Source organism: Rhizobium sp. CF122 (assembly GCF_000282035.1).
Taxonomy (GTDB): Bacteria; Pseudomonadota; Alphaproteobacteria; order Rhizobiales; family Rhizobiaceae; genus Rhizobium.
The window spans coordinates 24,691-39,452 of sequence record NZ_AKKA01000081.1 but is presented as its reverse complement, the minus strand read 5'-3'; the positions used below and the strand labels follow the sequence as shown (position 1 = coordinate 39,452).

At 58.6% G+C, this 14,762-nt stretch carries 13 protein-coding genes; 6 read left to right on the top strand and 7 right to left on the bottom strand.

Annotated features, from left to right (window positions below; translation table 11 throughout):
* Window positions 1–9 precede the first annotated feature (9 nt).
* The gene (locus PMI09_RS20205; RefSeq protein ID WP_007798751.1) at window positions 10–495 is read right to left on the bottom strand and encodes a hypothetical protein; all 486 of its coding nucleotides are present in this window, start codon (window positions 493–495) and stop codon (window positions 10–12) included.
* Window positions 496–606: 111 nt separating this feature from the next.
* On the opposite strand from PMI09_RS20205, the gene PMI09_RS20200 reads away from it, so the two are divergent.
* From PMI09_RS20200 to PMI09_RS20175, 6 genes are all read left to right on the top strand, one after another.
* A complete protein-coding gene (locus tag PMI09_RS20200; RefSeq protein ID WP_007798746.1) occupies window positions 607–996 on the top strand; it encodes a RidA family protein in 390 nt (129 codons plus the stop codon).
* Window positions 997–1,016: 20 nt separating this feature from the next.
* Window positions 1,017–1,880 carry a MurR/RpiR family transcriptional regulator gene (locus PMI09_RS20195; RefSeq protein ID WP_007798742.1) on the top strand — a complete coding sequence of 288 codons (864 nt, stop codon included), beginning with the start codon at window positions 1,017–1,019 and terminating at the stop codon, window positions 1,878–1,880.
* A gap of 27 nt (window positions 1,881–1,907) precedes the next feature.
* Window positions 1,908–2,684 (top strand): SDR family oxidoreductase, encoded by a 777-nt coding sequence (locus tag PMI09_RS20190; protein ID WP_007798739.1) that lies wholly within the window; start codon window positions 1,908–1,910, stop codon window positions 2,682–2,684.
* 25 nt (window positions 2,685–2,709) lie between these two features.
* Window positions 2,710–4,629 carry a beta-N-acetylhexosaminidase gene (locus PMI09_RS20185; protein WP_007798737.1) on the top strand — a complete coding sequence of 640 codons (1,920 nt, stop codon included), beginning with the start codon at window positions 2,710–2,712 and terminating at the stop codon, window positions 4,627–4,629.
* An 8-nt stretch (window positions 4,630–4,637) separates the two neighbouring features.
* Entirely contained in the window at window positions 4,638–6,074 is a 1,437-nt protein-coding gene (locus PMI09_RS20180) for a M81 family metallopeptidase (RefSeq protein ID WP_007798735.1), read from the top strand.
* 92 nt (window positions 6,075–6,166) lie between these two features.
* Complete coding sequence (locus PMI09_RS20175; protein WP_007798732.1) at window positions 6,167–7,369, top strand: MFS transporter; 1,203 nt, start codon at window positions 6,167–6,169, stop codon at window positions 7,367–7,369.
* A 98-nt stretch (window positions 7,370–7,467) separates the two neighbouring features.
* Here the strand turns inward: PMI09_RS20175 and PMI09_RS20170 are convergent, their stop codons facing one another.
* From PMI09_RS20170 to PMI09_RS20145, 6 genes are all read right to left on the bottom strand, one after another.
* Entirely contained in the window at window positions 7,468–8,793 is a 1,326-nt protein-coding gene (locus PMI09_RS20170; protein WP_007798730.1) for an extracellular solute-binding protein, read from the bottom strand.
* Window positions 8,794–8,860: 67 nt separating this feature from the next.
* Window positions 8,861–9,712 carry a carbohydrate ABC transporter permease gene (locus PMI09_RS20165; RefSeq protein ID WP_007798726.1) on the bottom strand — a complete coding sequence of 284 codons (852 nt, stop codon included), beginning with the start codon at window positions 9,710–9,712 and terminating at the stop codon, window positions 8,861–8,863.
* Window positions 9,709–10,644, bottom strand: a complete 936-nt coding sequence (locus PMI09_RS20160; protein ID WP_007798724.1) for a carbohydrate ABC transporter permease — start codon at window positions 10,642–10,644, stop codon at window positions 9,709–9,711. The genes PMI09_RS20165 and PMI09_RS20160 overlap by 4 nt, the downstream gene beginning before the upstream one ends.
* A complete protein-coding gene (locus PMI09_RS20155) occupies window positions 10,637–11,737 on the bottom strand; it encodes an ABC transporter ATP-binding protein (RefSeq protein ID WP_007798721.1) in 1,101 nt (366 codons plus the stop codon). The genes PMI09_RS20160 and PMI09_RS20155 overlap by 8 nt, the downstream gene beginning before the upstream one ends.
* Before the next feature lie 245 nt (window positions 11,738–11,982).
* On the bottom strand, window positions 11,983–13,494 hold the full coding sequence (gene arfA, locus PMI09_RS20150; RefSeq protein ID WP_007798718.1) for an arabinosylfuranosidase ArfA: 1,512 nt from the start codon (window positions 13,492–13,494) through the stop codon (window positions 11,983–11,985).
* 106 nt (window positions 13,495–13,600) lie between these two features.
* Window positions 13,601–14,527: an ArsR/SmtB family transcription factor gene (locus PMI09_RS20145; protein WP_007798715.1), complete on the bottom strand. Its 927-nt coding sequence runs from the start codon at window positions 14,525–14,527 to the stop codon at window positions 13,601–13,603.
* Window positions 14,528–14,762: the final 235 nt, after the last annotated feature.

Sequence of the window (14,762 nt, the reverse complement as noted above, 5' to 3'; positions counted from 1 at the left end):
TTGTGTTGATCAGCCCATCGGGTTCGGCAGGTAGCCGGTAAAGCCGCATATCTTCCAGCGATCTTCATGCAGGCGGCAATAGTAAAGCGTCTGCCACTGCATCACATCACGCGTACCGTCGGCCTTGGTGAGCCCACCGTCGAACTTCTTGCGCACCAGCGCCATGTCGCCCTCAACCTCGATGTCTTCAAGCGTGGTGGTCGCAAAGATCGCGGTGCGGGCATCTTCAGCGAAAGATTGCGTCGCAAAGTCCCTTGCCTGGCGCAGCCACTCGTCGCGATAGGCCGATAGCGTCGGAAATGCCAGACGCCAGTTGTCGGGGCTTACCTGCTTGCGCCCATCGATCCCGATAAAGCCTTCCTCGACGAAATCATGCTCCACCATCGACCAGTCGGCGGCGAGGAATGCATCGATGTCACGGGAAACCAGCATCTCCCAGATCGAGTGCCGCGTAACGTCGGACGCAGGAAATGGGTTCTTGAACGGATCGCGCATATCTCCCCCGGATTGAAATTCTTTTCATTAATGGCAGTTTTCACTGGTCAAATTCTGCTTTCTATGGTCATTTGTCAACTTAATACGAAAATAATTTGCAAGGATCGATCGATGTCCATCAAGCGTTATGGCACGGTTCAAAAAGGTGCCGGCGGTAAGCCCCTGCCCTTTGCGCGTGCCGTCGAAGCCGACGGTTGGCTCTATGTCTCGGGGCAGGTTGCCATGGAAAATGGCGAAGTCATCGATGGAAATATCGTCGCGCAGACGCACAAGACGATCGAGAATGTGCTGGCGATTCTTAAAGAAGCCGGATACGGCGTTGAGCACGTGGTGCGCTGCGGCGTGTGGCTCGATGATCCGCGCGACTTCTGGACCTTCAATGCGATCTACCAGCAGTATTTCGGCGAACACCCACCGGCAAGGGCCTGTGTTCAGTCGTCGATGATGGTCGATTGCAAGGTCGAAATCGACTGCGTAGCGTATAGGCCGAAGGACCAGTAGCGCAAACGACGGAGGGCGGGATGGACATTTTCTCGACATTGCAAGAAGAGAAGGCCAAGCTTTCGCCCTCGGAAAACCGCATCGCGGATATCCTCCTCAATGACTTCGAGTTTGCGGTCAACGCCTCGATCATCGAGCTTGCTGAAAAGGCCGATGTGTCGCCGCCGACGGTCACGCGCTTCTGCCGGCGATTAGGCTGCGAGAGCTTTTCCGATTTTAAGGTCCAGCTCGCAAGGACAGCCTATGTCGGTATGCGTTACCTGAAGCCGGAGCCCAAAAGCACCAACCCGGGTGATGTCGCGCAGGACATTATCACCAAGGCACAGAACGCACTTTTCCTGCTTCATCGTTCGCTGGACGTTGCTGCAATCGAACTGGCTGCTGAACGGCTTTCGCGCGCCGACATGATTTATGCCTTCGGCTCCGGCGGCAACTCGTCAATGATTGCCAGCGAATTGCAAAACCGCCTGTTTCGCTTCGGCTTACATGTGACGGCAAGCTCCGACCATGGCATGCAATTGATGATGGCCGCCGCCGCCAAGTCGACCGACGTGTTGATCGGGTCGTCCTTCACCGGGCGAAACACCGAGCTCGTACGCGCTTTCGCGCTTGCGCGCGAGTCCAAGGTGACGACGATCGCGCTCACCCAGAGTAATAGCCCGGTCGCGCAAGTAGCTGAAATTGTTGTTCCTATCGACCTACAGGAAGGAAGCAATATCTTCCGGCCCACCTCGACGCGGATCGCCTATCTGGCTGTCGTCGATATTCTCGCCAGCCTCGTTGCTTACGCGATCCAACCAAAGGCCGCGGTGGCCCTGCGTCGCATCAAGCAACAGCTCGTTGCCCACCGCGATGGCGACGACCGGCAACTGCTCGGGGACTAACAATTCCATGCCAAAAAGGGATGCAAAATGACACAGACGGTAGCGATCGTAACCGGTGCTGCGGGCGATATTGGACGGGCTATTGCTGAGCGGCTTGCGGAAGATCACGATGTTATCCTGATGGTCGACATCGACGTTGCTGCCGCCGAGAAGGCCGCCCGCGCTCTGGGGCCAGTTGAGCACTTTGCCGCGCACCGCTGCGACGTGACCAGCGAAGCAAGCGTCGCAGAAATGGCAAAGCAGGCCGCCTCGTTTGGTTCGGTTCGTACGCTGGTCAACAATGCAGGGGCCGCACGCGCCGTCAGCCTCCACGATACCACGCCCGAGATTTGGAGGATGGACAATGCGCTTAATCTCGAGGCTGCCTTCTTGTGCTTCCGCGCCGTCGAAGATCTGCTCGAGGCGTCGAAGGGCTCGGTTATCAACATCGCATCCGTCAACGGCATGAACGTCTTTGGCCACCCCGCCTATAGCGCAGCGAAGGCGGGATTGCTGCATTTCACCAAGTTGGTGGCGGTAGAATACGGAAAGCTCGGTATCCGTTCGAACGCAGTTGCGCCCGGCACTGTACGTACGCAGGCATGGGAGGCGCGTGCAGCCACTAACCCCAACGTCTTCGAAGAGGCTCGCCGCTGGTACCCGCTCCAGCGGGTCGTCGACCCTAGCGATGTCGCTAACGCCGTGGCGTTTCTTGCCGGACCGCAGGCTGCCGCGATTACCGGCGTCTGCTTGCCGGTGGATTGCGGGCTGACTGCCGGTCAGGCTGAGATCGCTCGGACATTCTCGCAGTCCGAGCACTATTAAAAGACATATTAAGAGAGGAACCGATATGACTTTGGCGCCTTTTCGCCTGGAGAGTTCGTGGCAGCCGGATGGTGGTCCGAACGGCCGCTTTAGCTTTTCCCTTTTCAATCTCTCCGAGGTCGCGCTTTCTGGCTTCACGCTGGTCTATACCTCGCTGACGCGCGTCATCGATGCGAAGGCTTGTGGGAACGCAACCTTTCTGCGTCGCAACGCCAATTTCCATGAGTTTGCTCCGCCGCAGGGCTTTCTTCTCGAGCCGGGAAAGAGCTGGACTTTTACGGTCAGCGGCCTGCACCGGCCGGCTCGCCATTGCACCGATGGTGCGAAGTCCGCCTATGTGACGCTTCAGGATGGCAAGCACGTCACGGTTGCCGTTTCCGATTTGCTTCTTGAAGGACGCGTGAACGAGCCGCCGCCGGTCCTTCTTCCTGAAGGCAAGCTTTCACTGCCGTTCTCATTGCAGCCCTGGCCGGCGGAAATCGACGCCGAGCCAGGCGAGGATTTCCCCGTCGTTCTCTATCCCGCGGAAGGATCGTCGACAGACGATGTGCGGGCAGTCTCGACGGTGCTTTCCCTTTGCCATCGTCTGTTCGAGAGCGATCATGCGCCGTTCAATCTCGCTGCCTCGCCGCAGGGACGGCCCTTGCAGTTTCTGCTCGATACGACGGTTGCCCCTGAAGGCTACAAGCTCGGCTTCAAGGCCACGCGGATCACATTGTCATTTGCCGATGCCGCTGGGCGTCAATATGGACTGACGTCGCTTGCGCAGCTCTTGCATGGGGCTCGCAGCCAACCGCAAACGTTTCGCTTTCCGATCTCCGGCGCGATTTCGGATCGGCCGCGGTACGGCTGGCGCGGCTGCCATCTCGACGTTTCGCGTCAGTTCTATCCGACAGCCGACATCAAGCGGCTGATCGACATCCTCGCCTGGCTGAAGCTCAATATCTTCCATTGGCATCTGACCGACGACGAGGCATGGCGGCTGGAAATCAAGGCTTATCCCGAACTCACGACGACAGGCGTCCTTCGCGGTCCGGACGAGCCTCTCCTGCCGCAGCTTGGCAACGCTGCCGAACCTGTTGGCGGCTTCTACTCCCAGGTTGATGTGCGCGACATCGTCGGCCATGCTGCGGAATTGAACGTGGAGATCATCCCCGAGATTGATATCCCCGGTCATAGCACGGCGACGTTGACGGCACTGCCCGGTCTGACCGACGGCCAGGAAGCGCCGGAGAGCTATCATTCCGTACAGGGATATCCGAACAATGCGCTCAATCCCGCGGTGCCACTGACCTACGAATTTCTCGAAAAAGTGCTCGACGAGATGGTCGAGCTGTTTCCCTCCGCCTACCTCCACATTGGCGGTGACGAGGTGGCGAACGGTTCGTGGCTTGCCTCTCCGCTTGCCAAGGCATTGATGGAGAAGGAGGCAATCTCAGGCACGTTCGCACTGCAATCCCATTTCCTCAAGCGTGTGAAGGACATGCTGACGGCGCGCGGCCGTAAGCTCGCCGGTTGGAACGAAGTGGCGCATGGTGGCGGTGTTGCAGCCAAGGACACACTGCTGATGGCCTGGGAGAACCCGCAGGTTGGCATCGACCTGGCCAAAGAAGGCTACGAGGTCGTCATGACTCCCGGCCAGGCCTACTATCTCGACATGGTTCAGGCGGAGGCGTTTCAGGAGCCCGGCGCAAGTTGGGCCGGAACCGTGCCGCCGGCCCATACCTACGCCTATGAAGCTGAGGGCGACTTTCCGGAGGACCTGAAGGACAAGATGAAGGGCGTCCAGGCCTGCATCTGGTCGGAACATTTCCTGTCACGCGGCTACTTCAACCGGCTTGTTTTCCCACGCCTGCCGGCGATTGCCGAAGCCGCATGGACGCCACGGGCGATGAAGGACTGGAATCGCTTCGCTGCGATCGTGCCTCTGAGCCCGAAATTGTGAGGCCGAGAATGCGGATTGCAGTGGGCGGAATTCACACGGAATGCAGCACCTATTCGCCGGTGCTGATGACAGTCGAGGACTTTCGCGTTCTGCGCGGCGGGGATCTCCTGGCTTCGGACTACTTCGGGTTTTTGAAAGCCGATGGGGTTGAGCACCTACCGCTCTTGCATGCGCGCGCAGTGCCCGGGGGGCCGATCTCCAGGGTGGCGTACGCGGCATTCAAAACCGAGTTTCTCGACCGGCTGAAAGCTGCCTTGCCGCTCGAAGGCCTCTACCTTGCGATGCACGGCGCGATGAATGTCGAGGGAATGAACGACGCTGAGGGTGACTGGATTGCCGCTGCCCGCTCTGTCGTCGGTCCTGATTGCGTGATCGCAGCGAGTTATGATTTGCACGGCAATGTCAGCCAGAGGATCATCGACCAGCTCGACATATTCGCGGCCTACCGGACCGCGCCGCACATCGATGTGCGCGAAACGATGGTGCGTGCATGGTCGCTGCTGGTGGATACCTTAAGATCGGGCACGCGGCCAGGGGTGGCCTGGGCTCCGGTGCCGGTTCTCTGGCCGGGCGAGCGAACGTCAACCGAAGACGAGCCCGCAAGGCGCCTCTACAAAGCACTGTCTGCAATCGATCAGCGCGAGGGCATCCTCGATGCCAATTTGATGATCGGCTATGTGTGGGCGGATGAACCTCGGGCGACCGCCTGCGCAGTCGTCACAGCGACGGACAAGCAAGCGGCCGTCACAGCCGCAGAAGAGATCGCACTATCCTATTGGAATGCGCGCGACCACTTTGTCTTTGGTCCTGTTACCGGTCCGCTCGACGCCATGCTCGACATTGTGGTGAACGCCTCGACAGCACCTGTCATCCTGGCAGATTCCGGCGACAATCCGACAGGTGGCGGCGTTGGCGACCGGGCCGACGTGCTGAGAGCACTGCTGGCACGTGGATTTGAAGGAGCGCTGGTTGCCGGTATCACCGATCCACCGGCCGTCGCGGCATGCTTTGCAGCCGGCAAGGGTGCAAGGATCGGACTCCGCATCGGCGCAGCCCTCGACGCGTCGAGCTCGCCTGTCAGCATCGAAGCGGAAGTCCTTTTCCTCGATGACCCAGGCCCGGCCGCCGAGCGTCAGGCGGTCATAAGCACTGCGGGCATTACGGTGGTGCTCGCGGCACGGCGGCGTCCCTATCACAATGTAGCGGATTTCGAGCGTCTCGGGCTCGATCCGAAGTCAGTGCGGGTGCTTGTGGTCAAGTCCGGTTATCTTTCCCCGGAACTGGCGCCGATCGCCAATCCGAACCTGATGGCATTGACTGGGGGCGTCGTGAACCAGGACATCGAAGGCTTGGTAAGTAACCGACGCGCTCGACCGATCTTCCCGTTCGATCGCAACTTCGAATACGAACCACATGTGCGCCTTTCGGCGCGCTGGCAAGACTGATCCATCGCAGAGCAGGTTTCGGCCTCACGCCAAAGCTGCTAAGGCGCCTTCATCCGCAATACCCGGTGACCTGTCGCCGCACGATACATGTCATGAGCCGTCTCCTCCCCGATGTTTTCCGCGACCCGACGATCCGGGTCAGCATGCTTGCTATCTTTGCCTTTGGCTTTGCTGGAGCGGCAACCTCGCCGTACCAATCGGTTATTGGCATTCGCGAATTGGGTCTGAGCAACACCCTCTACTCGGCGCTGATATTTGCCGCCGCAGCCGTCAACGTCACCGTGAGCATTCTCCTTGGCAATCTCGCGGACCGACTTGGCGAGTATCGGTCGCTGATGGTGACGGTCGCCGTCTTCGGTATCTTCGGTTACGGCGCGGTCTACCTCTTTCCCGCGCAGGCAACGTTCATCGTCAGTGCCTTGTTGCTGCTGCCGATCTACAACGCACTCAATTCCCTGCTCTTCGCCAATGTACGCGCCACTACCAACGGGATGCCACGCGGCGACGTGGCAACGGTGAACTCAGGTGTGCGGGCGATGATCTCGCTCTCCTGGGTACTCGTGCCGGGCCTTGTCGGAATACTTCTGTCGCGATCGACAAGCATGCTGCCGGCCTATCTCTTTGCGAGCCTCGCCTGCATGGTGTGTCTTGGCCTGATCGCAGCCTTCCTGCCGGGCCAGAACGGCACGGACAAGGCGGCCACACACCATCTTTCCTATCTTGCTGCGCTTGCAGAAGTCATCTCGCCACGTGTTTTCATTCGTGTGATCGCGGTGTCGCTGATCAGCAGCACTCTTCATGTTAACGGCGCCATCCTGCCGCTGATCGTTACCGAAGCCGCGCATGGGACCGTTGGCGATGTCGGGATCATGGTCGGCATCGTCGCCTTCCTCGAAGTCGTCTTTATCGTCGTCTGGGGCCGTGCCCAACGGATCATGAACCACGTCACGGCCCTGGCGATCGGTACGATCATCTACGTCGTCTACCTCGTCCTACTCGGCCTTGCGTCCGCGCCATGGCATGCTTATGCGTTGACGCTCATCAGTGGAATCGGCGCCGCGGCGCTCATCAGCATCCCAATCACCTATCTGCAGGATCTGATTGCTGAGCGGCCGGGTCTCGGCAGTGCGCTGATATCCGTCAACATTTTCCTGAGCGCGGGGCTGAGCGCGCTCCTCTTTGCGATCGGCACCGGCCTCGGCGGCTATTCCGGAACGGCAATCATCGGTGCTGTGGCCGGCCTCTCGGGCCTTTTTCTGCTGCTCTTCTTCGATGGAACCAAACGACGGCGCTGAGACGATCAATGTTTTAACCGTCAGCCACGTCACCGAAAATGCCCGCCGCGAGACCGGCGGCGGGCATCTGCTCTCAGGCTCGGGAGAGAGTATGAGCCTCAGATGTTGGCGAGCAGCTCGTTGATGCGCTGTTCCATGTCGGAAAGGGCCGCGTCGATCTCCTTCTGACCGGTGACCGCTGCGCTCATTTCCTGGCCGATGATGTCCTGGATCGCGAACTGGCGCTGGACGGTGGACGGAAGCGGCGTGCCGAGCGTGGCGATCGCCGAAATCGTGTCGCGATGCGGTAGGGCCTTGAACTGATCAGAATTCAACACCGCCTTGACGGCCGGCAAATGGCCGGTGCGTGACCAGTCGAAATCGTTGTCATGGAAGAACTTCAAGAACTTCCCGATGGCAGCGGTCTGTTCCTCGGATCGGTCCTTTTGCGAGACGGCCCAGCTGTGGCCGTCGGCGTATTGCGCCTTCTTGCCCGGGAAGAGTTGCGGATAGGGATAGACGGCATAGCCGCCGGCGTTGAGCGCTGTGCCGGACTTTTCGGATGATGCCGTGTAGTCACCGATGACCCAGGTCCCGTTCAGGTGAACACCGCCTTCGCCTGCGAGGAAGGCGTTGATGCCGGCGGCGTAGTCCAGATCCTTGGTCGTGTAGCCGTTGTCGTAGACCGCCTTGTACATCTCAAGGACCTTCTTGGCCTCGGGCGTATTGATCTTGACCTGCTTCGGATCGGCAAAGAAGTCTGAATTCTGCTGGAACAGGTAGGTGTAGAGGTTGCGCGTATAAAGCGCGACTTCATTGGCGAGATTCTGGACGAAGTAAGGCTTGCCGGTCTTTTCCTTGAATTGCTTAGCCTGAGCCAAGAGCTCGTCGACGCTCGTCGGCAGCTTCGGCGTGCCGTCGGCATTGACGAGATCGGCCTTTTTGAAGAGGTCCATGTTGATGTGATACAGCATGGTCCAGTTGTCGATCGGCAGACCGTAGATCTTTCCGTCCTTGGTCACGCCATTCAAGCTGGCGTCGGTAAAGTCAGTGGCCGCAACACCGACGGACTTCAGCACCTCGTCGAGCGGCATCAGCAGGCCCTTGGACTGATAATCGGCGAGCACCGATTGGTGGATGGTGACAATGTCAGGCGGATCGCCGGCGGCGAACTGTGCGGTTAGCTGATCGTAGCCTGGCCATTCGACGGTCGTCACCGTCACATGCACATCCGGATTGTCCGCGTTGAACTTGTTGATGAGCGAGGTGATGATGCCGCATTCGCCAACGGCCTTGCTGACGTCGGTGTTGGTACCGAAATCGGCGTCGCAAGCCCCGAAGAAGCGCTGCACCGTCAGTTCGGTGGTGGCAAAGGCCGGACTTGCGCCGGCAAGCGCGATCACCGAGGCCGCCGCCAGCATGTATTTTCTCAAAGTATGCGTCATTTCCATCTCCTCCTCATAGGATCTGCGACCCTTGGCTAGGCCCCCTCCCCGGGAGCCGGTTTCGACGTCAGCGCACGGCGGCGCCAGACACTGCCGTCACGATGTATTTCTGGAAGAACAGGTAGAGAACGAGGATCGGGGCGCCGGCGAAGACCGCTTGCGACATCAGAAAGCCGAGACCTTCCGACTGCGCAAAATTGGTCTGCGACGAGGCGATCCCGATCGTCAGAGTATACATTTCCTTCCTGGTGCCGGAGATCAGCGGCCAGAGATAATCGTTCCAGGCACCAAGGAAGGTGAAGATGCCGAGCGTTGCCTGCGCGGGAACCGTCAACGGCAGCAGCACCTTCCAGAAGATCTTGAAACGGCTGGCATTGTCCAGCAGTGCTGCCTCGTCGAGTTCCTTCGGGATGGCCCTGAAATACTGTGTCATCAGGAACACGCCGAAGGGTGCCGACAATCCTGGCAGGATCAGACCGTGATAGGTGTTGTGAAACTTCAGCCAGGAGAAAATCTGATGACGAGCGATGAGCACCGCCTGCTCAGGGATCGCAAGTCCGAGCAACACGATGATGAAGAGCGTGTTACGGAACGGAAAGTTCACACGTGCGAAGCCGTAGCCTGCAAGCGACGAGAGGCAAAGCGTGAAGATCGTCAAGCCGCCGGCAACGATGATGCTGTTCAATATCCAGCGGAACACCGACGATGTTGCCAGGATATTGATATAGTTGTTGATCGTGTAAGGCGCATGGAAGACGGAGTTCATGTCCGCCATCAGCTCCTTGTTGTCCTTGAGGGATAGTCCGATCACCCACAGCACCGGCGCCATCATGATCAGTGCGCAGACAAGTGCCAGGAGAAGAATCACGCGATCACCGGTCGAGCGGCCGACCATGTTTCCACCGGATAAAGCGCTCATCCTTCTTCTCCTTTGCGTCGCGAGATGAAGTACTGCGCCATCGCAGCAATCAGGATCAGTATGAAGAGGATTTCAGAGGCGGCGGCACCGAGACCGAGGTCCCACTGCCTGAACGCAGCTTCATAGATGTAAAGCACGATAGGCTTCGACACGTTGTTCGGGCCACCGAGCGTCATCAGCTTTGCCTGGCCAAAGAGCTGGAACTGCAGCACGACCTGGATGATCAGCACGAGCACGAAAGTCCGCCGGATCGAAGGGAGCGTGATGTACCAGAGCGTTCGCCAGCGGCTGGCATTGTCGAGGGCCGCTGCTTCATAGATTTCTGCCGGCACCTGCTGCAGTGCCGAGAGAAAGAGCATCATTGGCAGGCCGATGCACCACCAAGTAGTGGCAATCGCTATGCCGATCATGGCGAGGTTCGGGTCGGACAGAAAGGCCGGCGCAGGCACGCCGAACCAACCGTAGATGGTGGCAAGCAGGCCGAAGTTGCCGATAAAGACGATACGCCATATCAGCGTGACGATTGTCACGGACAGGACGGAGGACGAGAAATAGACGGCGCGCAGCGCAGCTGCCATTTTCGTCTTTCGGTTCAGGGCGAGCGCCAAAAGCAGACCCAAGATAGCAAGCGTCGGCACTGTCAGAAGCACGAAGTAGAAGGTATTGCCGACGGCCTGGATGAAGACCCTGTCTCTGAAGAGCCGGATGTAATTATCGACCCCGACGAAGCGGCCGACGCCGAAGGCGTCAGCCTTGTGAAGGCTGAGCCAGATGCCCCAGAACAGCGGCACGACAAGCAAAGTCACGAAAAAGAAGAGGTAGGGCGCGACGAAGAGTGCGTTTCGCCAGAGTGGCGCATTGATGTTCTGCACTTTCTGCCGGGCAGTGATGCCAGCGGCAGACCGGGCGGAGGAAAGTGCCGCCTCAGCCATGACCGGCCTCCTCATTGTGCCAGGCGTGACCGGCATCATCAAAGAGATGCGTGCGACTTCCATCGAGCACCAGTGCCACCTCGTCGCCGATCATGACGCGACTGTTGCCGATGTCCTCGGCAACGACGACGCTGCCATCCTTGAGACGGGTATAGAGAAGCGTCCGGTCGCCGAGGCGTTCCAATACATCCACCTTCCCCGTCGTCGTTGCTGCAACGCCATTGGCGAGCTTGACGGCCTCGGCACGGATGCCGAGCGAATGTTCGCCGGCCTTGACTCCACCTGCACGGATCGCCGTCTGCAATTGCGTGCCATCAGGAAGTTTGGCACGCAGGAAACCATTTTCTTCCGAGAGGCCGACGGACAGGAAGTTCATGGTCGGCGACCCGACAAAGGTGGCGACGAAACGACTTGCCGGGCGTGAGTAGATCTCCATCGGCGTTCCGATCTGCTCGATCTTCCGATTGTTCATCACGACGATGCGATCGGCCAGCGTCATAGCCTCGATCTGGTCGTGCGTGACAAAGATCATTGTCGATCTGACCCGATGGCGCAGCTGTGCAAGCTCGACGCGGGTGCGAACGCGCAGCGCCGCATCGAGGTTCGATAGCGGCTCGTCGAAGAGGAAGGCCTTTGGTTCCTTGACGATCGCGCGGCCAATGGCGACACGCTGACGCTGACCGCCGGAAAGTTGGCCCGGCTTGCGCTCCAAGAGGTGGCCGATCTCTAGCATGCGAGCCGCCTCTGCAATGCGCGCGGAGATGACATCGGCCGAAACGTTGATGTTGCGCAATCCGAAGGCCATGTTGTCGGCCACCGTCATATGCGGATAGAGTGCATAGGACTGGAACACCATGGCGATGTCGCGCTGGCCGGGCGGCAGTGTATCGATGCGCTCGCCATTGATCGAGATCGTCCCGCCATCCACGCTTTCAAGGCCCGCAATCATGCGAAGAAGCGTAGACTTGCCGCACCCGGAAGGGCCAAGGAAAACCAGGAATTCGTTCGCCTTGATTGACAACGACAAGCCGTCCAAGACGGTCATCGAGCCATAGCGCTTGGTGACATTCTGGATTTCAATATTGGCGGTCATCCGACTGCTCCTGAATTGCAGGCCGAACCCGAAATGCCGATATGAACACGAAGATGGCATGCTTCCACCGAGAGAGCGTCCGCTACGACAAACGGACCTCCCTCAGTCAGTGATAGTGCCAAAACAGAAGCGCTCGCTCCCATCTTTTCCTCCCAGTGGCACGTCAAGACCGGTGTGCTGACGTTAAATCATACAATTGCTTTGTCAACATATCGTTTGATACGTATCAGAAAACAGGATTTAGATTACACTTGCAGGCGGATCATCCGGTAGGAGAGCGGCGCGATCTTTGCGCTGAGCTTGCCGTCGACGATGCTTGAACCGGTCACGGCCCTCGGCACGACATTGTCGGGCTTGTCGGCGGTGTTGGTGATGTTGAGATCGCTATGCGCGACGACCTGGTCGTCGATCACCCGCAGAATACCGAATTCGAGCAGGCTGGCGTCGAGATCGAGCGTCTCCGTGCCATGGCGGTTGACGATGAAGAAGGTCACCGTCTTCTTGTCCGCATCATGCACGGCTGAGACGTCGAGATAGGGAACATCGCCTAGATCGTCGACCTTGTAGGTCGGGCTGTCGACCATCAGCTTCAGTGCCGTCCCGCGTCCGTAGACGGAGGCGAAATAGTACGGATAGAAGATCGTCTGGCGCCATGCCGGACCACCCGGGATCGTCATGATCGGGGCGATTACGTTGATGAGCTGCGCCAGGCAGGCAATCTTGACGACATCCGCACGGTTGATGAAGGTGTTGAGAATGCAGCCGACCTGCAGCACATCCTCGAAGTTATAGTCATCCTCCAGGAGGGCCGGCGCATGTGGCCAACCATTTGCGCCGGCAAGCGTTGCCTTGTCGCGCTCCTTAGAGTGGTACCAGACGTTCCATTCGTCGAACGAGATGTATACGTTCTTGGAGGAGCGCTTCTTCGCCTTGACGTAGTCGATTACGCCGGCGACCGTTCCGATGTAATTGTCGAGCTCGATACTACGAGAGAGATAGTTGGCCGTGTTTTTGGCACGGTTTTCGAAATACATATGCAGCGAGATGTAGTCGACCTCATTGTAGGTGTGGTCGAGCACGGTTGCTTCCCATTCCGGATAGGTCGGCATATGTGCGTTCGACGACCCGCAGACGACGAGTTCGAGCGAGCTGTCGAAGGCGCGCATGGCCTTGGCAGTCTCATGCGCTAGCCGGCCATACTCGTCCGCCGTCTTGTGGCCGATCTGCCAAGGGCCGTCCATCTCGTTGCCGAGGCACCAGAGTTTGACGTCCCAGGGCTCGCTGCGGCCATTGGCAATGCGCTTGTCGCTCCACTCGCTGCCGCCGGAATGATTGACGTATTCGAGGAAGTTGCGCGCCTCATCGAGGCCGCGCGAGCCGAGGTTGACGGCAAGCATCATCTCGGTGTTGGCCGACGTGCACCAATCGGCAAACTCGTGGATGCCGACCTGATTGCTCTCGCAGGTGTGCCAAGCAAGATCGAGGCGCGTCGGGCGGCTTTCCTTGGGGCCAATGCCGTCTTCCCAATTGTAGGCAGACACGAAATTGCCACCGGGGTAGCGCACGATCGGAACATTCAGTTCCTTGACGAGCTCGATGACATCCTTGCGCATGCCGCTTTCGTCAGCAGTCGCATGATCAGGCTCGTAGATGCCGGTATAAACGGCACGACCGAGGTGCTCGATGAATGAGCCATAAAGGCGCGGATCGATGTCAGAGATCGTGTATTTACTGTGCGCTGTAACCGCAGCCCTCATGTTGCCCTCCACTGTATCGTCGTTTGTGATTTATATCACGATTTGCGATCAATAAAGCGGAACCCCGAGGCGCGGTCAAGCGTAAAATTCAGAAAATCCGATAGACTCATCGAGTCTTCAGGCGCAGCAGAATGTCCTGATCGTAGTTGCCGAAGCCGCGGCCAAAGATGTTGATGCCACCGGGATGTTTGGCGTCGTCGCGCACACCGATGCGCAGACGGACTGAATGGTGTTCGTCCAGCTTCAGCTCGGCGAGAGTTACATCAGAAATGCGCAATCCATCGACGAAAGCGCCATCGTCATTGATGCGGAAGTTCTTCAGTTTGCCGTACTGCGAGCCCTTCAGCTTCCACCAGTCGGGCGTGAAAACCCCACGTTTGTCGCCAAAATCACCCGGAGACGTCCAGGTTCCGATGTCGGCACCGTTGACCGCGAGGGTGATGTCGGAGGGCCAGTCGGCGCTGGTGCCAGGAACCTCGGAACTCAGTTCCATCACGAACTCAATCTCGCGGATGCTGGTGTTCGTCAGTCGCGCGTTGTTGGGAAACTGATACTCGACGTAGCCTCGCGTGAACCAAATGAGCCCGGCTTTCATCCGGTCCGGATCGAGGAAGGTATTGGGAACGTCGAGTAGCCCGATGATGCCATCGGCTGAACAGAGCCCGCAAGGCGCCGTCACTTCGAAGCTCGTATAGAGCCCAAGCGGCATCGACACCTCGATCGCGTCCGGTTTGGTTTCCTTGATTTCGTTCTTGAAGACGACGAGAATCTCATCGTAAACGCTACGGCAGACCTTCTGGTTGCCCTTGCGCGCCTTCTGGGTTTCCGTCTGGATCAGCCCGGCCTCTTCGAGCATCTGCACGTTGGTTGACACGCTGGACTGCGGCAGGTCAAGTATATCAGCAATTTCGTTGACGTTCATCGCCCCCCTCTCGTGCAAGAGCTTCAATACGGCGATGCGAGCCGGAGATGCGAGCCCTTTGAGGATAGGCATCCCCTCTTCTGGCTCGACGACAAGAAAGTTGCGGCTCATGGGACTCCGATCTACGACAACGCAATCGTTGTTTTATATCAGAAAATGTGATGTTATCAATTGGACGATCGCGATTGATTGATCAGAAGCGACCACAGGCGTGTTCTGCAGGAAAACGCATCAGGGCGGGCCTCCAGGCAACTCTATTTGCCTGGGCTGTCTTGCGTCGGCCTAGGACATGAAGCGGCTTAAATACGCAAAGCGTCTTGCTGCGAGCTGCCGTATGAGGCGAGGT